We start from the raw sequence: 23314 nt of genomic DNA, 5'->3' as shown, positions 1-23314 counted from the left end.
GTATTGAACGGTCACTTTCTGTGTAAAAAAATGTGTTTTTTTACTATGAATTATGATATAGACCTTACCTTATATTAACCCCAAATCCGTACTTTTGGCTATGGGCAAACACTGCCACGCTATTTGTCAAAAATCAAGTGTCCGAATACTCCACTTTCATCACCCAAGTCCTCCCCCAAAGTGAGCATTTTTGCTTTATAATGACCCACCAGATTTTTATGATATGCCATCATCAAACCTTAAATTCTATTATTCTTATAATAAAGATTATTAAAATATCGCAACGATACGAGTTTTGATGATGCGCGCTGCGTTTATCTATCTTTGTCATATCAGCGCTACCCTCTTTTTGCTTTTGTCTTACAGGTCACGTTATGAGTCAACTCAATCCCAAACAATCCGAGGCCATGCTCTACGTATCTGGTCCATTACTTGTACTTGCAGGTGCGGGCTCCGGCAAGACCTCTGTGATTACGCGTAAGATTGCTTACCTAATCCAAGAATGCGACATGCCAGCTGAGCGTATCACCGCCGTGACCTTTACCAATAAAGCGGCACGTGAAATGAAAGCACGTGTCAGTAAACTGCTACCAAGCGAAAAAATGCGCGGGTTAACGGTATCGACCTTTCACCAATTTGGTTTACAGTTTTTGCGCTATGAGCTGATTCATACTCCGTTAAAAGGCAATTTTTCCATCATGGACAGCGATGACAGTAAGCGTTTGCTGATGGAGCTGATGATGCGCGACAACTTGAGTGGCGCTGAAAGTCGCGAGTTGGTCGGTAAAGCCATCAAAATGATTTCGGATTGGAAAAATGACTTGGTCGAGCCTGATAAGGCGATGGAAACGCTAGACGATCCAGAAGACATGATTTTTGCCACGCTATATGCGCTTTATGAGCGTAACTTGCGTGCGTATAATGCGGTCGATTTTGATGATTTGATTGTACTGCCAACCAAGATATTACGTGAGAACAGAGAACTGCGTGACAAATGGCAAAACCGTATTCGTTATCTATTGGTCGATGAGTATCAGGATACCAATACCGCCCAGTATGAAATGATTAAGTATTTGGTCGGGCCGCAAGGTCGCTTCACCGTAGTAGGTGATGATGACCAATCTATCTATGCATGGCGCGGAGCAAAGCCTGAAAACATGGCACTGCTAAAAGAAGATTTCCCAAAACTAAAAATCGTTATGCTTGAGCAAAATTACCGCTCAACCACGCGTATTTTGACCTCGGCCAACGCCGTCATTCTAAATAACGAGCATTTATTCGAGAAAAACTGTGGTCAGATAAAGGTCAAGGCGAAAAAATCCGCATTATTAACTGCCGTAATGACGACGATGAATCTGAGCGTGTGGCCAAAGAAATCGTCACGCATAAGCTGCGTTTCGGCAATGAGTGGGAACAGTATGCCGTACTGTACCGCAGTAACTTTCAGGCACGTATGCTAGAGGCACAACTGCGCCAGCTGCAAGTACCTTATAAATTATCAGGCGGTCAGTCATTCTTTGCGCGTAGTGAAATCAAAGACATTATGGGCTATCTACGCCTGATTTTGAACCCTGAAGATGACAGTGCGTTTTTGCGTATTATCAATACGCCCAAGCGCGGTATGGGACCTGCAACGCTAGAAAAACTTGGTTTATTTGCGCAAGAGCACAGCATATCGCTATTGGCTTCTTGTACCCATGCTGGCCTGACTCATGTATTGCCATCAAAGGCTTATGGTACGATAAAAGAGTTTGGTGAATTCATTGAACACTATACGCGTGAGCTGGATCAACACCCAGACCCTGTACCTATCGTACGCCAGATGATTGATGAGACAGGTTATATTGACTTTGTCCGTAGCGATGCCAAAACGCCGCAACAAGAAAAAAACCGTATCGATAATATCGATATGCTCTACACCAGTATTCAGTCGTTGATTAATCGTGCTGAAGAAGATGAAGACCGAACGATTGACACCATCATTCGTAAGTTGGTTTTGCTTGATATGCTTGAGCAGCAGCAAGAAGAAGAGAATACTAATAAAGTTAACTTGATGACCTTACATGCGGCAAAAGGCTTGGAGTTTGATTTTGTTTATATTATGGGGCTTGAGGAAGAGATGTTACCGCATCGCAACTCTATCATGAGCGAGACGGTCGAAGAAGAGCGCCGTCTGATGTACGTGGGCATTACTCGTGCACGCCGTGAGCTGACATTGACGCTCGCGACCCAGCGCCGTGCCGGTGGTCAAATGCGCGTTACATCAGAATCGAGGTTTTTGGATGAGCTGCCCGAGGATCATATTGACTGGCCTGCCAAAGCGAAAAAGAAAAAAGCGACCAAAGATCCAGAAGCCGTCGCTGATGAATATCTGGCCAATATTCGAGCGTTATTGGGCAAGCGTTGATCTTAATCAAGACATTTAAGCACCTGAGTAATAAACACCTAAGTAAAATGCTTGCGAGAACACGCTTTAGACTGCGCAAAAAACGATTGTTATAATCGTTATTGTTATTGTTCTTTATATACTGTAAAAAATTGACTGTAAAAACTTGGAACACTTATGCCTACCCCGACGCCCAATCAGGAACGAACTGCCATGCTGTCAGGAGACTATAATTCGGCCGAATATAGTGCCGAATATAAACTTCTGTATCTGCAGGGATTGGTTGCTGATAAAGCATACGAGGCCATTACCGAGTTCTTAGAAAAGCAGTCCGAATATGAGATTGCCAACCTATTAGAGTCCTTCCCAACTCAAAACCGTCTGTTGATTTGGGCGCAGGTGCCAGAGCACATCAAAGGTGAAGTGCTTGCCGAGCTAGATGTCGATACGCGCCAGCCATTGATGGAGAATATTTCTTCTCAAGAAATCTCCTTGTTTACCCAAGACCTCGATGCGCAAGATATCTCTGAGATTTTGGATACTGTCACTGAGAGCGTACGTACCTCGGTTATGGCAACGCTGGACGAAGAGACGCGGGTTCAAGTCAATAAGCTTGATACCTATGCTGACTGGGAAGTGGGTAGCTATATGGATCCCGATATTATCCAGATAAGGGATGATATCTATTTGGCTGATGTGCAAGAGTGGCTGCGTGAAAACGATGACCTGCTCGATGACGAGAGCCAAGAGCTACTCGTTGTCGATCAAAGCCAGCAATTACTGGGACTACTGAGTCTAGTAGATTTAATCAAGCATAAACAAAACACCTTGGTCTCGGAGCTGATTGACACTGCCATTACAATTAATGATCGCTTGGATATCCAAGATGCTGCCGCGATTTTTCGTTCAGAAGACATTCGTTTTGCGCCAGTAATCAATAGCCATGGTGAGCTGGTTGGTCAACTAAACGGTGAAGACATCATGGAAATCATCCAAGATGATGTCGACAGCACCATGAAAAACCTCGCTGGTGTTAGCCAAGATGAAGAGCTGTTTGCCCCTATCCTAACCAGTGCCAAAAGCCGTAGCGTTTGGCTAGGTATCAATTTATGTACCGCCCTTTTAGCCGCAGCAGTGATTGGACAATTTGAAGAAGTATTGGCACAAGTCGTGGCGCTAGCGATATTGATGCCAGTGGTCGCCAGTATGGGCGGTATTGCTGGCTCGCAAACGCTAACGGTCGTTATCCGCGGGATGGCGATGGGTCAGATCGGTGGTTCTAACCGTGTCTGGCTGTTGAATAAAGAGCTGTGGGTGGGCGCAATCAACGGTATCATCTGGGCAATAATTATGGCGTTTATTGCTCAGTTATGGTTTCATGATATTAAGATCAGTGCCGTCATTGGTTTTGCCATTGCAATCAACATGACTGCGGCTAATGTCTCGGGGATCAGCATACCGCTGATGCTAAAACGAATGAATATCGACCCTGCTCTATCTGCTTCGGTTATCTTAACGACCGTCACGGATATCGTCGGCTTTATGTCCTTTTTAGGATTGGCCAGCGTATTGATACTTTAGTTTTTTGCTGAATTACTGAATAATTAAAATATAGAATTGTTATTTGTTTAAAACCCTAGTTCAAAGTACTAATTTAAAAAACCATCAAATCGTTAAGTGAGTGTGTTATGCAAGCTGTACAAGTTAAAGTGGTAAACCCTAAAATTACTGAAGACGAAGCGTTTTCTCTACCAACTCGTGCAACCGATGGCAGTGCAGGTATTGATTTGCGTGCTTGCATCGATGAGCCATTAACGATTAAAGCAGGTGAAACCCATTTAATTGGCACAGGCCTTGCGGTTTATATTCAAGACCCTAATTATGCAGGTATGATTTTACCGCGTTCAGGTCTTGGTCATAAGCACGGTATCGTCTTGGGTAACTTGGTTGGGCTAATCGATGCTGACTATCAAGGCGAGCTGATGGTTAGTATTTGGAACCGCAGTGGGGATGACTTTGTTCTTAATGTAGCTGAGCGTATGGCACAGTACATCGTGGTACCTGTTGCGCGTCCTGAGTTTGAATTGGTTGCAGAATTCAGTGATGAAAGCGTACGCGGTGCAGGCGGGTTTGGACACTCAGGTCGTCAATAGTAGCTATTTTGTTGGTCAATTTTTTAGATAGCCTTTAAGGTTTTGCTTAAGCTATATCTAAAACCTTGCGCTATTCATTTTTTATTTATCATTGAACACCTATCACGGTTATAAGGAGAGTAAGCAATGCCACCTTTTGCGGCGCAGCAATCCTTATTCCGTGCTTATGATATTCGTGGTGCCAACCAGTATTTCACTAGCAGTTTTATACACGCGTTAGGCGATGCTTTTGCCACTCTCTACAATGCCCAAGATAGCCAACCGACTCAAAACATCAATGCTAATGCCTCTAATGCTAGTACCTCTGTTGTTACTAAGCAGAATGTTGTCGTTATTGGTTATGATATGCGTATTGGTAGTGAAGCCATTGCCCATACGCTTTCTACTGTACTAGCTCATAATGGTTTACGTGTTATCCAGTTAGGCCTGATTACTACGCCGATGATGGCATTTTGGGCAGCGCAATATCAAGGTCATGGCATAGTCGTAACAGCGAGCCATTCCGCTAAAGACATATTAGGCATCAAATGGTTGATGAACAACAAATCTCCTAGTAGCTCAGAGATACAGACGCTCTATCATCAGCTAACGACCAGTCATGATCGTCACTCTTATCCCGATGGTCAAGCTAACAATTCTATCTTGTGTACTGAAAATATTGATAGTAGCCACGATTCAGAATTACCAAGCGACTTGCTTGAGCAACTACCTGCTTATCAAGTAGCAAACGTTTATATCGATGCTATTGCGCAGGTATTTGAACAATTATTTCAGCATAATCACTCGGCAACTGCAGACAATCAGAAAAGCGCTTATAAACTTGATTTGATCGTGGTTATTGACTGTATGCACGGTGCAACTGGTAGAATTGCTCAACGCTTGTTCGAACTTTTTTGCCAGCAGGTTATTTTTCTCAATGATACCCCCAATGGCAATTTCCCCTTGGTAATCCAGATCCTACCGAACCAAACCGTTTAAACGAATTACAGCGAGCCGTTGTTTCGAATGCAGCAGATATAGGCTTGGCGTTTGATGGTGATGGCGATCGTTTGATGATCGTTGATAACAACGGCAAGATAGTTACGCCCGATCATTTGCTCTATTTATTGGCACGTATTGCTATTACTGAACATCCTAACTCTCTTAGCGACTCTTTATTAGCATCTGAAGTTCTTTTCGATATTAAGTGCGCCCATCATTTGCCAAGACTGTTATCTGAGCTTGGTACTACACCTGTGATTAGCAAGACTGGCAGCAGCTTTATGCGCCAGCAGGTACAGCATCCTGACAATCAGATTGTCTTCGCTGGTGAATTATCAGGGCATTTCATCTTTAATGACAGCCGCTTTATTCCCTACGATGATGCGATGTATGCTGCATTACGGTTGCTGCATTGGCTTGACCAAACTCATAATGATATTAATGATAAAAAACCGCTAGCAGATATCATCCAAAGCTTACCCACTATAGTCAGTACTGCTGACCATTACTTGCCAATGCCGCAAACGGCTATTACCGACTGCTCACTCGTAGAGCAATTAACGAGATTTTGTCATTACTTGCAGTATCTAGTAGATATGTCTACTCATACTGATTCTTCATCTAGTCAGCAGTTAAAAGATACTTGCCTGCCCGCCACAACATGCAAGTCATCAGCGTGTACTTGCGCTACTGCGAAGGCGCAAATAGCATTAAAACAGACGTATGAGTTATTACCTGTAGGAACCAAGCTGAGCTGTATCGATGGTGTGCGTTTAGATTTTGCGCATGGCTTTGGCGTACTGCGCCAATCAAATACCAGTAATAGCCTGACCGCGCGCTTTGCAGGTGACAGTGTGGATGACCTAAAAGATATTCAGGATACATTTGCCGCTTTATGCCGACCATTTAACGCAGCGCTAGCAGAACAGATTCTTGCTATTCCTGTGGAGTAGCCTCATAAAACATATAACTGTCTCATTAGACATAATAGAAAAACAACCAATTTAAACCCGGCCCTTAGGAGTTTGTAATGACGCTTAATTTAGATGATGCCAAAAACACCGCTGAAGTATTGACCACTGCTCTGCCTTATATCCAGCGTTTTGTTGATAAACTCATCGTCGTAAAATACGGCGGCAACGCCATGACCGACCCTGAGCTTGAGAGCTCGTTTGCTCGCGATATTGTGTTGTTAAAAACCGTCGGTATGCATCCGGTAGTCGTACATGGTGGTGGTCCGCAAGTTGACAATCTCCTAAAAGAGCTCGGTCGTCAATCAGACCGTATCGATGGCATGCGCGTCACTGACAAAAGCACCATGGATATCGTAGAAATGGTCTTGGGCGGTAGCGTTAACAAATCGATTGTTAGCTTGATTAACAAACATGGCGGTCGCGCGATTGGTCTTACAGGTAAAGACGCCAACTTGATTCAAGCCAAAAAACTGATGATGGAAAAAATTGGCGCAGACGGTATCGCTGTACCAGTTGATTTAGGATTCGTCGGTGATGTGGTCAGCGTCAATAAAGACGTGATTAACATGTTAATTGCCTCTGATTTTATCCCTGTAATCGCGCCACTTGGCGTTGACGCTGAAGGCAATACCTATAATATCAATGCTGATCTCGTTGCAGGTAAAGTAGCGGAATTTTTACAAGCAGAAAAGCTGATGCTATTAACCAATATCAAAGGTGTATTGGGCCGTGATGGCGAAGTGGTAACTGGACTCACGCCAAAGAAAGTCGATAGCTTAATCGAAGATGGCACTATCTCAGGCGGCATGATTCCTAAGATTCAATGTGCGCTTGATGCGGTACGTAGCGGCGTCAAAAGCGCGGTAATCGTTGATGGCCGTGTCCCTCATGCGACCTTGCTTGAGATTTTCACCAACGAAGGGGTTGGTACGCTCATCAGTCGAGAAATAGATTCATCATTGAGCTAGCAAAATCTAGCAATGTTAAATGTAAGAAAGCTAAATGTAGAAAAGCCCGAGTGAATACAAACGCTCGGGCTTTTTTGTGCAGTTTTATCTTTAATAATGAGACTGGCTTAATTTTTATAGCTCAAATTTACGAAAAAACTTTATCAAACTCCGTTTCATCGAAGCCGCATAGTAATACTGCTTGATCTCTATCTGCCAACTGACCTTCTACAATCGGGCGTTTAATCATGCTGGTATTTGCCACGAGTAAATCTATTGCGGTGTCTACACTAGCATCAGCTGCTTGCTTTTGACTGTCGTCTAGCTTGCGCCATGTCGTACCACGCTTATTGAGCACTTTTTCGATACCTAGCTCATTTACCCAGCGCTGTACTGTATCTTTCTCAATACCTTGTTTTTTATAATCGTGAAAATCATAGCTGACATCTAGATCGTTTAGCTTAGTGAACGCTTTTTTCATCGTGCTACAAGATTTGATACCGTAAATGGTGATGATCATGATAAATCCTCATAAATATTCATTAATTTGTCTATTATACCTAAGGCTGACTAGATATAGAGAATGCATTACTTTTAATCGTCAAACCTAGTAAGCAACTGCATCATATCGTCGCAATTTTCGCCAAATTACGCTATGCTATGGCATTGTCAAATTCCACCTATTTTGATCAGTATTAAACAAATCCGTATCAAACAAATCAGTATCAACCAATTTCGAGCCGACTATGAGCAACGCCGTGACAGCAGACCAAACAGAAAACAATTATTATAACCCACAAGCGATAGAAGCCGCGCAGCAGACCAAATGGGCCACTGACAAGCGCTTTGAAGTAAGTAACGAGCCAAGCGACAAGCCAAGTCGTTACATGCTGTCGATGTTCCCTTATCCAAGTGGCAAGCTGCATATGGGCCACGTACGTAACTATACGATTTCTGACGTATTAAGCCGTTATTATCGCCTCAAAGGCTATGAAGTCATGCAGCCAATGGGTTGGGATGGTTTTGGCTTGCCAGCAGAAAACGCGGCAATTGCTAACCAAACCCCACCTGCGGCATGGACATTTGCCAATATTGACAGCATGCGTGCGCAGCTTAAATTGCTAGGCCTGTCTATTGACTGGTCACGTGAATTTGCCACTTGTAGCCCTGAGTATTATCAGTGGGAGCAGTGGTTATTTTTGCAATTGTACAAAAAGGCTTGGTCTACAAAAAACTATCGACGGTCAACTGGGATCCTGTTGACAACACTGTTTTAGCAAACGAGCAGGTCATCGATGGCAAAGGCTGGCGTAGTGGAGCTGCCGTCGAAAAGCGCGACATCCCTATGTACTACTTCAACATCACTGACTATGCTGATGAGCTATTGGATGATTTGGATCAGCTAGAAGGTCATTGGCCGTCTGAAGTACTAACCATGCAGCGCAACTGGATTGGTCGTAGTGCCGGTATGGAAGTGCACTTCCCTTATGAGCTTGCTGGTGAAGAAAACACCTTAGACGTGTTCACCACTCGTCCTGATACCTTGATGGGTGTGACTTATGTTGCTGTTGCCGCAGAGCATCCACTTGCACAGTATGCCTCTGAGCAAGATGACGCAATCGCTCAATTCTGTGCATTATGTAAAAAAGGCTCAGTCGCTGAAGCTGATCTGGCCAAAGCTGAAAAAATCGGTATGGATACAGGTCTCACTGTGACGCATCCTTTGACTGGTGAAGAAGTCCCAGTTTGGGTTGCCAACTACGTATTGATGAGCTACGGCTCAGGCGCAGTTATGGCAGTACCTGCTCATGATGAGCGTGACTATGAATTTGCGGTTAAGTACGACCTACCGATCAAACAAGTCATCAATGTGCCTGAAGGTTATTTTGATGAGCTAAAAGCAGATGCTAAAGCGAACGATAGTGAAGTCAATCTTGCTTATACTGAGCGCAACACTTTGGTTAATTCAGGTGAGTTTGACGGTCTAGATTTCGAGCAAGCATTTGAAGCAATGCTAGCCAAACTTGAGCCAAAAGAGCTGGCTAAGAAAAAGATCCAGTATCGCCTACGTGATTGGGGTGTATCTCGCCAGCGCTATTGGGGCTGCCCTATCCCAATGATCAACTGTGAGCATTGCGGTACGGTACCTGTTGAAGAGCAAGACCTACCAGTTGTGTTGCCAACCGACGTCGTACCTGATGGTCGCGGTAACCCACTCAAGAACATCCCAGAGTTTGTTAATACTACTTGTCCTAAATGTGGCAACCCTGCTGAGCGTGAGACCGATACCTTTGACACCTTTGTAGAGTCAAGCTGGTACTATGCACGCTTTGCTAGCCCAAATGATGCACAAAATATGGTCAACAAATCTGCTGCCAATAAATGGTTGCCTGTTGATCAATACGTCGGCGGTGTCGAGCATGCGGTGATGCATCTATTGTATGCGCGTTTCTTCCATAAGCTGATGCGTGACGAAAACTTAGTCACAGGCGACGAGCCATTTGCCAATCTAATGACCCAAGGTATGGTGCTTGCTGGTACGTTCTACCGCGTCAATGTAGATGGCAGTACGACCTACTACTTTGCAGAAGATATCGATATCGATTTCAACGAACGTGGTCAACCCATTAAAGCTATCTTGAAGTCAGACGGCCAGCCAGTGACGATTGGCAAAATCGAAAAAATGTCTAAATCAAAAAATAACGGTGTCGATCCACAGCTAACCATTGATAAATATGGTGCTGATACGGTTCGTCTATATACGCTATTTACTGCGCCTGCGGATCAAACGCTTGAATGGTCAGACGACGCGCTAAAAGGCCCTTATAACTTTGTGAAAAAGTATGGCGTATTGCAGCCGACCATATGCAAGCGCTAACATCCGCCAATATCAGCATTGATGCGCTTAATAGTGCTACCTTGAACACAGACGGTCTAAGCAAAGAAGCCAAAAACTTACGCCGTAAAACGCACGAAACAATTGCTAAGATTGACAGTGACTTAGGTGACCGTTTGGCATTGAACACACCTGTATCAAGCCTGATGGAACTTGCTAATGAGCTGACTGGTTTTAACGCGAGTAATGAACAAGAGCTGCACGTCAAACACGAAGCATTGACCAATCTGCTGATTATGCTATCTGTATATGCACCGCACGTCGGTGAGCATCTGCTTGAGCAGTTAGGTCTTGATACCTTAACCTTAGACTACCCAACCGTGGACGAAAGTGCGCTGGTACAGGACATGATCACGATGGTGGTACAGGTCAATGGTAAGATGCGTGGTAAGATGGATGTCGCACCAAACAGCGATCCTGAGCAGCTAAAAGAGCAAGCTCGCACCATGGAAAGCGTGGCAAAATTCATCACGGGCGAGATCAAAAAGAAATCGTCGTGCCTAACAAATTGGTTAACATCGTGGTTGTAGGCTAAGGTATCTTGAGCTAAGCATTTTAGGCTTAGTGCTCTAAGCCTTCTTATCATATGAGGATAGCGTTTATGTCATACAAGCATCGAGCTGAGCAGGCGCAACCAGAATCAAGCGCATACAGCCTAGCTAATAAAAAGTCCCATGGCCAAAAGCTCGGAGCAGTCTTACTTGCCACGCTGCCAATGTTTGCGGTGGTAGGTGCAGCCGCTGCTCTTAGCGGCTGCGGCTTCCAGCTGCGTGGCTACGACTCAGCGATGCTGCTTGACGTCGAAAAAACAGCGGTCATCATCGAAGACAATCGCACCTCATTCCCGCTGAAACTACCATTGACGCGTCGCCTAAAGACGTTAGGTGTCGACGTTATTGGTAATATTAGCTCAGAAGAAGTTGCTCGTAATAACCAACAAGCAGGGGCTGAGTCTATTGCCGCTATCGACATTCGTAATGTACGTTTTAAGCGTTACGAATTGGTTGGTGTATTAACAGAGATTCGCTTGGTACTATCAGCAGATGTCAGCTATCAAACGATGGAAAATGGTAAGCCTGTAACACTGAGCAACCCCATTCAGGTCGAGCGAAGCTATCAGTACAACGAAGCCTCTGTTAGTACTGACGATCAGCAAGGCGATCAGACTCGCGATTGGCTCTATGATACTTTAGCTCGCCGTATCACTGACCAGTACGTTGCTATCTCGCTTCCTAAAGTCGCACCCGCTGCCAAACAATCTCTGCAAATAAATAAAGGCATGACACCAACCGTTGTCGTCGTACCACAACCGTAAGAGTTAGTCGTTCTGATTATCAAACGATACCATTTCTAGAAGAATGAGTAGCAAACTAAGCGAGTGTAAGTACTACATTGAGTAGACTGGGCTAGCTTAATACTGTTAAGCATATTTTTGGAATTGGTATTACCTGCTCATCAACCTGTGTAACACCACGCTATGCAAGATACTTTCATAAAAGCCTATCCAAAACTACTGCAGCCTTCCGTTGCGGTAGCGGGCTTGTGGCTGGCACACGGTGACGAGCCACTGCTGAGTCAATGGTTGATAGATGCGCTGCGTCCACACTGGCGCGCGCAGAACTATGCAATCAAACGTATAGAGCTGATTTCTGTCAAAAGCTGGCAAGAAGTACTGTCCGAGCTTGGCAGTCAGTCTTTATTTGATGATGCCAGTGCCTTAATCGTGACGGGCAACCATAAACCCGATAAGGCAGTTATCGCTGAGTTGGAACGTTTTGCGGTCGAGGCACAAGCTGGCACACACGGTCATAGTGTGTTGTGGCTCACACCTAAGCAAGACAAACGCAGCCAGAGCAGCAAATGGTTTGCTCCTTTTGCGCAATATGGCAATATTATTGATTGCAATTTGTACAATGAGCAGCAGCGCCAACAGCTATTACAAATACAAGCTCAGAATTTTGGCTTACGATTGTCTCAAGAGGCGTGGCAGCTACTCATGTCACACACTGAGCATCATTTGCTAAGTGCTTATCAAACCCTATGGCGATTGTCTTATCTGTTTGCACCGCAGCTAGTGGCTAATAACAGTACTAGTGAAGATAGTGCTAATGACACAAGTACCGAACAATCTAATAGCTTTTCACAACCTGTGAATAATGTGGCATTGGATATTGCAGACCTACAAGCAGCGTTGGTCAGCGATGCGCAGTTTAGTGTGTTTGATTTGTCTGATGCGATGCTCGCGGGTAATAGTACGCAGGTCGCCAAAATCATGTTTCAGCTAAAATCGACCGATGAGCCCACTACTTTAGTGCTCTGGGCTATCAGCAAAGACATGCGTCAAATCATTCAACTTATGGACGGTCAAGACCCTCAAGCATTAGGCATTTGGCGTAGTAAACAAGGGTTGTACCAACAAGCCTGCCGCCGTCAGTCAAAACAACAAACGAGTGAATGGCCTGCTCTGCTTTACCGATGTGACCAAGCTATTAAAGGTCTTGTTCGTCAGCCAGCATGGGAGCTATTATTGCAAGCAGCACTAGAGCTTGCAGGTAAAAAACTATTTAAGCGATAAAAAAGTTTAGAATCTTCTTATGATATCTATTAAATTACAACTTTTTGAATTGAACTTTCTAACTCTCTCGACACGTCAGTCCTTTTCTTAGACCACCACAGAACAGATGCTATACCAAGAATTAAAAAAATTAAAAAAGATTCAAATATAAACGAGATAAGAATGGTTATAGCTAAGCTACCCCAAAACTGTTTGCGGTAGTGGCTTTTAGTTAGCATATGAATCTGAGATTTTGACCATACCGGTTTATTTAAATTTTTGTTATTAACTACAACATAAGGGCCTTCACCTTTCCCAGGAGCAATTGCCCATATTACTTGTACAATATGCCCTTCTCTTAATGAAACGTCCCAATTTTGAAGACTAACGTCTTTTTCAATATTAGTTTCCTCATTTAACAGAAAAAACTTATCATGTACAGTTGTCGTCGAGCTTATTCTTACTGGTGCAGAACCACCATTACCATTTCTAACAGCACCACCACCACCACCGCCATGTACATGTGTTTCTCTATCTTTTGAAGTGCTTTCAACTTTTCCTATAAATTGATAAATACCATATTCTTTGTTATGAATGATTATTGACGACATTCTTCTTATCCCTGAAGCTAATAGCAATACTTTTTATGAGAATATTGCTGGTTAATAACTGATTGTAATTAAAGTTACATTTTATTGAAATTGTAGATAAAAGTCTAATAAAATTAAAATAAATTTTACTCCTTCAAAGTAATTATTTAGAACTAGATTCCCTTAACCTTTCGTAAACTAATTTCCATTCCCTTTTGTAGGTGAAGTCTCTACTATATCTACACTTGATTTAATTGTGATTGGATTGTTGTCATGCGCAAAATAAGCAAAAAGTCTGCTATCAAATGGGGTGTCATTACCTTAATTATCGTAGCATTAGGGGCTTTGGCCTATACTTTTTAAAACCAGAAGAAACCACACCTAACTATTTAACCGCAACCGTTGAAGTCGGTGATATTGAAAACAATGTCATGGCGTCCGGTAAAGTAAAAGCGTTAAACACCGTCGATGTAGGGGCACAGGTATCTGGTGAAGTAAAACGCCTGTATGTTGAAGTCGGTGACGAAGTCAAACAAGGCGATTTGATTGCGCAGATTGATCAAGTGACTCAGAAGAACAGCCTGAGCAATGAACAAGCCAGTCTTGAACAAAGCGAAGCCGCGCTACAAAGTGCGCAAGCAGAATCGTTAAGCAAACAAGCCAGTCTGAAAAGTGCCTATGCCGACCTTGCCAGCCGTCAGTCTGAGCTCAAACAAGCACAGTCTGATTTTGCACGCTTGCAAGACTTAGTCGCTATCGATGCTATCTCGCAGCAAGAATACGACACGCAAGCGACCAGTGTTGAGACCGCAAAAGCAGCCGTTGCCAATGCGCGTGCGGCTATCGATACAGCAAAAGCCGCGATTGCGACCACTGAAGCCAATATCAACAGTCAGCAAGCGGCGCTACGCAAATCACGAACCAATGTGAGTACCGCTGAAGAAGATTTGAGCTATACCACGATTCGCGCCCCAATATCAGGTACCGTCGTTTCTATTACCACTGAGCAAGGCACTACGGTTAACGCTAATCAAACGGCACCAACATTGGTGACGCTGGCAGATTTATCGACCGTACGTATCAACGCGCAAATCTCAGAAGCTGATGTCATTAACGTCAGTGCTGGTATGCCTGCTTATTTCAATATTATCGGTAATCCAGACAAACAGTATGATGCGACATTAACCGCTATCGAACCTGCCCCAGAGCAGATCAGTAGCACCAGCTCGACAGACGCTGCTATCTATTACGTCGGCTACGTAGAAGTACCAAACCCTGACCGCTTGTTTCGAATCGATATGACGGCACAGATATATATCATCGTCAACGAAGCCAAAAATACTCTATTAGTACCATCAACAGTGATACAAGAAAAGCGAACTAAAGAAAAAGGCAAATCAACAACGGGCAAGTTTGTACGTGTATTAAGAGATGACGGAACCGTAGAAGAGCGTACTGTAGAAGTCGGTATTGATAACCGAGTAAATGCGCAAATCTTAAGTGGTTTGAAAGAAGGGGAAGAAGTAATCATCAGTGAAGAGAGCGGTAAGAAATCAGATAGCGGCCGCGTACCTGGTGGACCTCAAATGTAACTTGTGCTTTGACTATGTTGAGTAAGAAAGGCTTGCTAAAAACATAGCAGCCCTTTCATAACAACACTATAACGCTTATTAGCCTTTATTAAAGACACTGCTATGACTATATCTCAATCTCCTAAACCGTCGAGTGAAGATAGCTCTGAAAGTAGCACGGCTCAAAACTTAGGGTCACACACTACTGCTAACCCTTCAAACAGCTCAGATAACTTAAGTAATCCGGCAAAAACCAATACCGCTAACCATCCTGCATCAGGCAAGCCCATTATGGAGCTGTCTGGCATTATCAGAGAGTTCCCTGCTGGTGAGCAAACCATTCGCGTCTTGCATGATATCAATCTGACGATTCACCAAGGTGAGATGGTTGCCATCATTGGACAATCAGGCTCTGGTAAGTCCACCTTGATGAATATCTTAGGTTGTCTAGATCAAGCCACTGCTGGTGATTATAAGATTTATGGTCAATCCGCCCGTAAGCTTGATGCCGATCAGCTAGCAGAACTGCGCCGTGAGCACTTTGGTTTTATTTTTCAGCGCTATCATTTGCTTGGTGATATCAGTGCCAAAGACAACGTCGCCGTCCCTGCCGTGTATGCGGGCATGGATACCGAGGCACGCACCAATCGTGCTGAGAAGCTACTAACTGACCTCGGCCTTGGCAATAAGGTCAACAATCGTCCCAATCAGCTCTCAGGTGGACAGCAGCAGCGTGTTTCTGTCGCTCGTGCACTGATGAATGGTGGCGATGTTATCTTAGCAGATGAGCCAACTGGTGCTCTAGACAGCAAGTCTGGCGAAGACGTCATGGCAATTTTGCATGACCTCAGCGCACAAGGTCATACCATTATCATGGTCACTCATGACCCAAAGCTAGCGGCACAAGCGGAGCGTGTGATTGAGCTAAAAGATGGCTATGTCATCGCTGACTATCAAACTGAGCATTATAAGCACACCGACAAAAAACCAGAGTCTATCCTTGGTGAACATCGAAAAAGTGCTTTTGGTAGCTTTATTGATCGACTGCTTGAAGCATTTAAAATGTCTTTGCTTGCCATGCGCGCGCATAAGATGCGTACCCTACTGACTATGCTCGGCATTATCATCGGTATCGCTGCGGTTGTATCTATCGTAGGTCTTGGACAAGGCTCTCAGCAGCAAATCCTTGCCAATATCAGCTCGTTAGGTACCAATACCATTACCGTCAATGATGGCTACCCTAGAGGCGATCCTAGACGCCGCTATAATGATGACAATTTGACACCAGAAGATGCAGAGGCGGTCGGCAATCAGCCCTATATTATCAGTGTCAGCCCTCAGGTAAATGCCAGCTCTAGTGTCCGCTATCGTAATATACAAGAGGATGCTACCGTCAATGGCGTTGGTGAAGACTATCTAAACGTCACTGGTGAGGCATTAACATTGGGGCAAGGGTTTGATGCAAAAAGCATTACATTACGTAGTCAAGATATCATCATCGATGACAACGCTAAACAGACCTTTTCTCAGATATTGATAATCCTGTTGGTGAGGTGATACTGGTTGGTAGTGTACCTGGACGCGTAATTGGCGTCCTCGAAGAGAATGATGGTGGCTTTGGTCCCAGTGTGACGACGCCTACCATCTATATGCCTTATACAACGGTGATGTCGCGCGTCACTGGTAGTACCAATATCGACCGCTTTGTGGCGTTGTTAGATGACAGTATCTCTTCTAGTGCCGCAGAGACGGCCATCTCTGATTTAATAGAGAGTCGCCATGGTAAAGATGACTTTGAGCTGCGTAATTCAGACTCTATTCGTCAAACAATCGAGTCGACGACAGGAACGATGACTCTACTTATTTCATCAGTCGCTGTTATTTCATTGATCGTCGGCGGTATTGGGGTGATGAATATTATGCTAGTCTCTGTCACCGAGCGCACCAACGAGATTGGCGTACGTATGGCAGTAGGCGCACGTCAGAGCGATATCATGCAGCAGTTCCTTATTGAGGCCGTTCTGGTCTGTATTTTAGGAGGGCTGATTGGTATTGGACTGGCCTTTGCCATTGGTGAATTAATTAATAGTGTGGGCGGTGATAATTTCAAAGTTATCTATTCATCAACCTCTATTATTGCTGCTTTTGTTTGTTCGACGTTAATTGGCGTAGTATTTGGATTCTTGCCAGCACGTAATGCCGCCAAATTAGATCCTGTTGAAGCACTTTCTCGAGACTAATAATCGATTATTGACTCGCTTTAGCCAAAAATAGAGCAGTCAATATCGATATAATGGCAAAAATTTAAAGAAACTGGAATAAATTGGCGATTTTATAAGAGAATTACACTTTTTTTATCATGTGGGGTTGTAATTGTCATAATAATATATATAATGTGCTCTCACGTTTAGGGATACAAACACTTTAAACGTTAGGGCTGTTAGCTCAGTTGGTAGAGCAGTTGACTTTTAATCAATTGGTCCCGCGTTCGAGTCGCGGACAGCCCACCATATTTAGTTTAATCTTTATTAGTCGTTCTACCCTATCCGGTAGTAGACTAATAAAGATAAGTTTAAAAGACATCGTTAAGATGTTTAGTTTTAGAAAGTTCTTTAGTTAGAATTTTCTCTTGTAGAGTTAAAAAGCATCGCTTTTTTATATACTCTTCAGGGCTGTTAGCTCAGTTGGTAGAGCAGTTGACTTTTAATCAATTGGTCCCGCGTTCGAGTCGCGGACAGCCCACCATATTTAGAAAGCCCAGTTACTATCTTAGTAATTGGGCTTTTTTTCGTCTGGGCTTTTTGAACATGTTTTTTAGCTTTTATACACCTCTATTTATTATGCTTGCGTTTAAACAGTCGAAAGTTATCTCTCTTGCGCCATAGTAGTTTATGTCTGATCGTATCTTTGATGGTACGTGGGTGCTTAGGAGCATGAGCAATAAACTCATCAAACTCTGCCTTACTCATCGCCAACTCTCGTCCATGAGCCATCATCACCATTGACGGTTGTAATGCTCTGATTTTTTTAGCGACTGAACATAGTCCTTAGGGTAGTAGACAGGAAATGGTGCTACGAACTTGTGTCGCAACTTAATGATTAAATCAGCGGTATATACTTCGCGACTGGGCAGATGAAACAAAGACAAATCGCGATCCGTGTGACCTGGGGTCTCTAATACTTGCCATTCATCAAAGTGTGGCACAAGCTCACCATCTGTGACGGTGATATCTGGTTTCAGACTTGCCGAGTAATATAGGTTTTTAAATGGCCTACCTTGACGTCTGGCCACATAATATCCTAGATGTATATCTACGAAGTGCATCGTGCACCCGCCAATACCGCTATACCACTGCTTCTTTTTATCAGCTGAGACAATCAGGCAGCCAGTCTCTTCTCGAAACTTATTCGCACCGCCTGCATGATCCGGATGCATATGCGTGACTACTACTACTTTTAGGTCGGTGATGGGTCGTTTCAATGTTGTCTCAATATAGTCAAGCACCATCGGTACATCAGCACGACAACAGCCATCTAACAGCATTATTTTATCTGGATATACTGCCAGATAGCTACTCTGGATATATCCTTCTAAACGTACAATTTCACATAGACTCATTGGTGTTCCCTACCTCATTCGTCATTATTATTGTGAGGCTTTTGTTCAGTTTTATAGCCAATCTTTAGTATAGCGCCCGTCACCACAAATGAAATGATTTTGAGTGAACGCTTGTGACTATATACAAGAGTAAGGCGACATAAAGAGACGATGCGGCTAACAATTAACTATGGACAACTTACTACTCATAACCGCCTATATAATTCTATCCATGATAACTCTCACCTTATTAGCAAAAGCAAAAACCCAGCGCTTAGGCTGGGTTTAAGGAAACACTTAATATCTTATTTGTTATTTTAGATACTTCGTAAATTACCTACTTATCAACTATGCAAGATCACGAACCTTTGGCTCACGTTCCCATAGACGAGACTTAGCATTACTAATAAAGGCATCTAACTCGGCCAATGGCGTCACAAAATCATCTTTTTCAACTGGTAGTTTACTTAGGATAAATTCATCAGTCGCACCGCAATATGCGATGGCTTTGCAATGGTTATACGCATCATTGAACCAATCTAACGCAGAGCTGTCCATGGCCAGCTTTTTAGCTTGGTCAGGCATAATGATACTAACGACAGCATCAAACATCACTGACGGACCACCAGCGAGGCGCTCATCAGCTTGTATGCGTGTACCATCATCCAATACGACTTCTTTATTAGGCGCTACAATCTTGACGCTAGCACCCTGCGCTTTGGCGGCATCTTCGAATTTTTTGACTTCACTGCTATTAGAGCCTTCTGCAACTAAGATACCAATCATGCGACCTTTTAGACTATCAGGCGTTAGGCCAATAGTTTGTACCGCTTTAGAGATTCCCAAGTCTTGGACAGGTGCAGCTGCGTCAGCTGGCTCTGGTAGCTCCATACCCAAGGCCGTTGCTACGCGATTGGCCAAGTCTTCATCGATATGAATCAAATGGCTAAGCATACGCGTACGCACATGGGCTGTGTCTACTTTACCTAGCTCAAACGCATAAGCAGTTGCTATATGTGCTTGCTCAGTTGCTGTCTGACTACGATAGAACATACGTGGCTGACTATAATGATCGGCAAAGCTCTCGTCACGTACGCGGCCTTTTACGCCATCATCTAGTTGCTCATGGAATGAGTTGAAACCACGTTTAGCGCTTTCACGAGGACGAGTTGGATCTAGACTTTGGGGCTCATAGAGTACACGCGTCTTAGGCACTTGCATCTGCATATGACCATCTTGCTGATTGTTAGCAAACGGACATTTTGGCGCATTGATAGGAATCTGGGCAAAGTTTGGCGACCCTAGACGTGATAGCTGTGTGTCTAGATAACTGAACAAACGACCTTGTAATAATGGGTCATTACTAAAATCAACACCAGGTGGCAAATGCGATGGGCAGAATGCTACCTGCTCAGTCTCTGCAAAGAAATTATCTGGATAACGGTTCAATACCATCTTACCCACGACTTTTACTGGTACCAATTCTTCTGGAATCAGTTTTGTCGCATCGAGATGGTCAAATGGGAACTCATTGGCTTCTTCTTCAGTAAATAACTGTACGCCAAACTCCCACTCAGGATAGTCACCGTTGTTGATTGACTCAAATAAGTCACGACGATGATAATCAGGATCAGCGCCCGAGATTTTCACTGCTTCATCCCACGTGGTTGACTGTACGCCCAATACTGGCTTCCAATGAAAACGTACAAAAGTGCTCTTACCGTCTTTATTGATTAAGCGATAGCTATGAATACCAAAACCTTCCATCATACGTAGGCTACGTGGTAGACCGCGATCACTCATTAGCCAAATTAGATTGTGCATGGTTTCAGGACTTAGTGAGACAAAATCCCAAAACGTATCATGAGCAGATGCCGCTTGCGGGAAACCGCGATCTGGTTCTGGTTTTACCGCATGAATCAAATCTGGAAACTTCATCGCGTCTTGGATAAAGAAGATTGGCATGTTGTTACCAACGATATCCCAGTTACCTTCTCCTGTATACATTTTCACAGCAAAACCGCGCACATCACGTGGCGTATCTTTTGAACCTTTGTTACCTGCTACCGTTGAGAAACGCGTAAATAGTGGCGTTTGCTTACCTGTTTCGGTCAATACTTTAGCAGTCGTATATTCTTCTAATGACTCTGTCAGCTCAAAATAACCATGTGCTGCACTACCACGAGCATGGACGATACGCTCAGGGATACGCTCATGGTCAAAATGATTGATTTTTTCACGTAATACAAAATCCTCTAACAACGTCGGCCCACGTGAGCCTGCTTTTAGAGAGTTTTGATTATCAGCGATGGCCACACCTTGCTGCGTGGTTAATACTTTAGTGTCGTCGCCTGCACGCTGATGGGTTTCACCGCCATTGCCACGTTCCGTGTTCATGTCTTTGGCGGGGTCCGTATGATCGATATTATTATTCATAAAAAGTCCTAGCTAATAGATTGAGAGTGATCTTTTAAATCATTAAAAGAGTGCCTACACAGGTTTGATATCCTTTGAGATAGTGGTGACTTCATCTATCATTTATTTATCTATGTTTTCAGCATTGTCGAGCGTTAAATTGATACCGCACTAAAATTCGTAAAGGAATAATAGGCTTAGGACTTATACTACCCAAAAAATAAGTCAAATATAGTTGCGTATATAGTAAACCTTGTTGATGTTTGGTTAAGGTTTATAGACGCTATAAACCAGCTGCTTTAGATGGTCTTAAAGGCACATAAACGTTAACAATAGAATCTTGTAATGTAGTTATTCTTTAAGGTATGCTTTTTATGAAGTATCAGAGACTATTGATAAATAAATTGGCAGGGTTTTAGCCTTATATTTATCTTTTTATATCGTTGAGTTCAGATAATTTCGATACAAGAAAACCGAGCCCAAGCTATACCTTAGTATGGTTGGCGAGGATGACGATGTGGCGGATTTATCTGGATTTGACGATGCGACTATTTTTATATAATTATAAGGCTACCTACCATGTTACCAACTCTAAGCTCCCCGACTAAAAAACCTTATCACTCATTGCTAGTAGGCGCGTCAATGGGTCTAATGGCATTAACGTTCAGTCAAACGGCTGCTGCTATCACGACCAAGAGCGTTACCTATACGGTCGATGACAAAGCGTACGAAGGCTATTACGCCAAGGCGGACAAAGCTAATGCCCCTTTTATCTTATTGATTCATGATTGGGATGGTCTAACTGACTATGAGCGCAAACGTGCTGAGATGTTAGCGGCTGAAGGCTACAACGTATTAGCGGCCGATATGTTTGGACAAGGTATTCGCCCCACTTCTATCGAAGAAAACAAACGCCTAACTGGGGAGCTATATGATGATCGTAATAAAATGCGTCGCATATTGGCAGGGGCATTAACAGCAGGACAACTACAAGGCAATGATGTGCGTAAAGGCACGACTATGGGTTACTGTTTCGGTGGTACGGTCGCGTTAGAGTTAGCACGCTCAGGCTTTGAGCAAAAAGCCTTTGTACCCTTCCACGGTGCATTCGATATTCCAACGGGTCAAAGCTATGACAAAACTACGGGAGAAATCCTAGTATTTCATGGCTCTGCTGATGAATCTGTCTCTTTAGAGAGCTTTGCGACTTTAGGCAAGACATTAGAAGCGGCTAAGATACCTCACGAAATGGTTACCTACAGCGGCGCGCCACATGCCTTTAGCGTATTTGGCAGCGATAGATATGATGCCCGCGCCGATGAGCGCTCTTGGAAACGCTACTTGGATTTTTTAGCAGAAGAATATAAATAACCTAGCAGCACAAGTTGAATAAGTAATAATATAAGCAAACCCAAACAAAAAGACACCTCAATTAAGATCTGATAACGATTCATTGAGGTGTCTTTTTTATACAGTCCTAAGTATTTAATTCTTTCGAAATACCAATAGCTGATTATTAGCAGGCATTGCATAAGTTTTAGAAAGTTGTAGATGATGAGCATTTGCTAAACTGACTATGTCTTCTTTATCGCGAATGCCACTATCAGGATTACCTGCTCTCAACATCCTATCAAATCGCTGATTGCCCTCACTGGTATATTTGCCATGCTCATTAAAAGGGCCATATACAATCAGCTTACCGTCCACAGGTAGTGCGTCACCAGCCAATGCAAATAACCGCTCAACCAAAGCCCAGCTAATAATATGCAGCGTATTGGCCGTAAATATCACATCATAAGGTTTGTCTATATCACTGCTATTTAAATGACTGTTATCTAAATGACTACTAACAGGTACTGAGTCATGCGCCAAATCAAACGCTAATGGCGAATATAAATTGGGCGTAGGATACGCATTGTGCCAAGCGATTATATGGCGATGATTACCAGTGACATCACTAGTTTGCCATTTTAAATGTGACAAATGAGGCGCAAAGTAGACACTATGCTGACCCGTCCCAGAGCCAACTTCTAATACATGACTAAAGCCTTGTAGCTCTGTTTGGAGTACTTCTAGAATAGGCTGTTTATTATTCTCACACGCTTGAGAAAACGGCAATGCAGAAATATCTGCTTCACTATTTGGATTATCGCTATCCAGATTATCGTCATGCATCACTATACTCCCAGACCGTTTGTTATGCTAAGCGTTGGTAGCAGTAGATTAACAAGCACTGTCTAATACTGCCC

Annotated in this window: 14 protein-coding genes, 2 tRNA genes and 4 pseudogenes; 14 read left to right on the top strand and 6 right to left on the bottom strand. The window is 43.6% G+C overall.

Going from position 1 to position 23314, the window contains the following annotated elements; all coding sequences use genetic code 11:
• Positions 1–374 precede the first annotated feature (374 nt).
• The 6 genes and pseudogenes from ACOBWA_RS03860 to argB all read left to right on the top strand — a co-directional run bounded on the left by ACOBWA_RS03860 (position 375) and on the right by argB (position 7462).
• Positions 375–2407 (top strand): annotated as a pseudogene (locus ACOBWA_RS03860) (UvrD-helicase domain-containing protein).
• A 156-nt stretch (positions 2408–2563) separates the two neighbouring features.
• Positions 2564–3967, top strand: a complete 1404-nt coding sequence (mgtE, locus tag ACOBWA_RS03855) for a magnesium transporter (RefSeq protein WP_101206268.1) — start codon at positions 2564–2566, stop codon at positions 3965–3967.
• Positions 3968–4074: 107 nt separating this feature from the next.
• On the top strand, positions 4075–4539 hold the full coding sequence (gene dut, locus ACOBWA_RS03850) for a dUTP diphosphatase (protein WP_420230251.1): 465 nt from the start codon (positions 4075–4077) through the stop codon (positions 4537–4539).
• 126 nt (positions 4540–4665) lie between these two features.
• Positions 4666–5517, top strand: a complete 852-nt coding sequence (locus ACOBWA_RS03845) for a hypothetical protein (RefSeq protein WP_420230250.1) — start codon at positions 4666–4668, stop codon at positions 5515–5517.
• A 44-nt stretch (positions 5518–5561) separates the two neighbouring features.
• The gene (locus ACOBWA_RS03840) at positions 5562–6473 is read left to right on the top strand and encodes a hypothetical protein (protein ID WP_420230249.1); all 912 of its coding nucleotides are present in this window, start codon (positions 5562–5564) and stop codon (positions 6471–6473) included.
• A gap of 77 nt (positions 6474–6550) precedes the next feature.
• Positions 6551–7462 (top strand): acetylglutamate kinase, encoded by a 912-nt coding sequence (gene argB, locus ACOBWA_RS03835; RefSeq protein WP_057758912.1) that lies wholly within the window; start codon positions 6551–6553, stop codon positions 7460–7462.
• Positions 7463–7589: 127 nt separating this feature from the next.
• On the opposite strand, the gene ACOBWA_RS03830 is transcribed toward argB, so the two are convergent.
• Entirely contained in the window at positions 7590–7961 is a 372-nt protein-coding gene (locus ACOBWA_RS03830) for a Spx/MgsR family RNA polymerase-binding regulatory protein (RefSeq protein WP_420230248.1), read from the bottom strand.
• Between the two features lie 135 nt (positions 7962–8096).
• Between ACOBWA_RS03830 and leuS the strand changes: the two are divergent.
• The 3 genes and pseudogenes from leuS (at position 8097) to ACOBWA_RS03815 (ending at position 12912) form a co-directional block, all read left to right on the top strand.
• Positions 8097–10872 (top strand): annotated as a pseudogene (gene leuS, locus ACOBWA_RS03825) (leucine--tRNA ligase).
• Between the two features lie 66 nt (positions 10873–10938).
• A complete protein-coding gene (locus ACOBWA_RS03820; RefSeq protein ID WP_102092981.1) occupies positions 10939–11652 on the top strand; it encodes a hypothetical protein in 714 nt (237 codons plus the stop codon).
• 162 nt (positions 11653–11814) lie between these two features.
• Positions 11815–12912, top strand: a complete 1098-nt coding sequence (locus ACOBWA_RS03815) for a DNA polymerase III subunit delta (protein WP_420230247.1) — start codon at positions 11815–11817, stop codon at positions 12910–12912.
• A 29-nt stretch (positions 12913–12941) separates the two neighbouring features.
• On the opposite strand, the gene ACOBWA_RS03810 is transcribed toward ACOBWA_RS03815, so the two are convergent.
• On the bottom strand, positions 12942–13502 hold the full coding sequence (locus ACOBWA_RS03810) for a hypothetical protein (RefSeq protein ID WP_420230246.1): 561 nt from the start codon (positions 13500–13502) through the stop codon (positions 12942–12944).
• A 252-nt stretch (positions 13503–13754) separates the two neighbouring features.
• Between ACOBWA_RS03810 and ACOBWA_RS03805 the strand changes: the two are divergent.
• From ACOBWA_RS03805 to ACOBWA_RS03790, 4 genes and pseudogenes are all read left to right on the top strand, one after another.
• Positions 13755–15073, top strand: a pseudogene (locus ACOBWA_RS03805) (efflux RND transporter periplasmic adaptor subunit).
• A gap of 270 nt (positions 15074–15343) precedes the next feature.
• Positions 15344–17292, top strand: a pseudogene (locus ACOBWA_RS03800) (MacB family efflux pump subunit).
• A gap of 194 nt (positions 17293–17486) precedes the next feature.
• Positions 17487–17562 (top strand) — tRNA-Lys (locus tag ACOBWA_RS03795).
• 159 nt (positions 17563–17721) lie between these two features.
• Positions 17722–17797 (top strand) — tRNA-Lys (locus ACOBWA_RS03790).
• Positions 17798–17883: 86 nt separating this feature from the next.
• Here the strand turns inward: ACOBWA_RS03790 and ACOBWA_RS03785 are convergent.
• From ACOBWA_RS03785 to ACOBWA_RS03775, 3 genes are all read right to left on the bottom strand, one after another.
• Positions 17884–18048: a hypothetical protein gene (locus ACOBWA_RS03785; RefSeq protein WP_420230245.1), complete on the bottom strand. Its 165-nt coding sequence runs from the start codon at positions 18046–18048 to the stop codon at positions 17884–17886.
• The gene (locus tag ACOBWA_RS03780; protein WP_420230244.1) at positions 18048–18671 is read right to left on the bottom strand and encodes an MBL fold metallo-hydrolase; all 624 of its coding nucleotides are present in this window, start codon (positions 18669–18671) and stop codon (positions 18048–18050) included. Before ACOBWA_RS03780 ends, ACOBWA_RS03785 begins: the two co-directional genes overlap by 1 nt.
• 327 nt (positions 18672–18998) lie before the next feature.
• Complete coding sequence (locus tag ACOBWA_RS03775; protein WP_420230243.1) at positions 18999–21086, bottom strand: catalase; 2088 nt, start codon at positions 21084–21086, stop codon at positions 18999–19001.
• 558 nt (positions 21087–21644) lie between these two features.
• Here ACOBWA_RS03775 and ACOBWA_RS03770 point away from each other — a divergent pair.
• Positions 21645–22436 carry a dienelactone hydrolase family protein gene (locus ACOBWA_RS03770; protein ID WP_420230242.1) on the top strand — a complete coding sequence of 264 codons (792 nt, stop codon included), beginning with the start codon at positions 21645–21647 and terminating at the stop codon, positions 22434–22436.
• 114 nt (positions 22437–22550) lie between these two features.
• On the opposite strand, the gene ACOBWA_RS03765 is transcribed toward ACOBWA_RS03770, so the two are convergent.
• Positions 22551–23240: a DUF938 domain-containing protein gene (locus ACOBWA_RS03765; RefSeq protein ID WP_420230241.1), complete on the bottom strand. Its 690-nt coding sequence runs from the start codon at positions 23238–23240 to the stop codon at positions 22551–22553.
• Positions 23241–23314 lie beyond the last annotated feature (74 nt).

This window comes from Psychrobacter sp. ER1 (genome assembly GCF_048631835.1).
Taxonomy (GTDB): Bacteria; Pseudomonadota; Gammaproteobacteria; order Pseudomonadales; family Moraxellaceae; genus Psychrobacter.
Note: the sequence above shows the minus strand (reverse complement) of the source record. Positions and strands in the feature narration are given on the sequence as shown.